1 protein-coding gene is annotated in these 274 nt (G+C 65.0%); it reads right to left on the minus strand.

Annotated features, from left to right (window positions below):
* On the minus strand, nt 1-229 hold a 229-nt coding region (locus SB719_RS19995), incomplete at its 3' end, for a diacylglycerol kinase family protein (protein WP_412159716.1).
* Nucleotides 230-274 lie beyond the last annotated feature (45 nt).

Raw genomic sequence — 274 nt, forward strand, 5'->3', positions numbered from 1 at the left:
CCATGGCCTCGGCCACATCACGTAATGTGCCGTCCCCGCCACCGGCGACGATATGGCTGTAACCCGCCGCCAGTGCCTCGGCGACCAGCCGTTGCGCATCGCCCGCCTCCCAGGTCACCCGGACATCCAGCACCCAGCCACTATCGCGCAGGTCGCGCACGGCGCTGCGGACGTCTTCGTTCATCGCTTGCTTGCCGTGCAGCACCAGCATTGCCTTGCGCCCTTGCATGTGCGCATCTCCGTAAAATGGACCAACCCAGATCTCGACCACTTG

It is taken from the genome of Pantoea sp. SIMBA_079, assembly GCF_046940275.1.
GTDB lineage: Bacteria > Pseudomonadota > Gammaproteobacteria > Enterobacterales > Enterobacteriaceae > Pantoea > Pantoea borealis.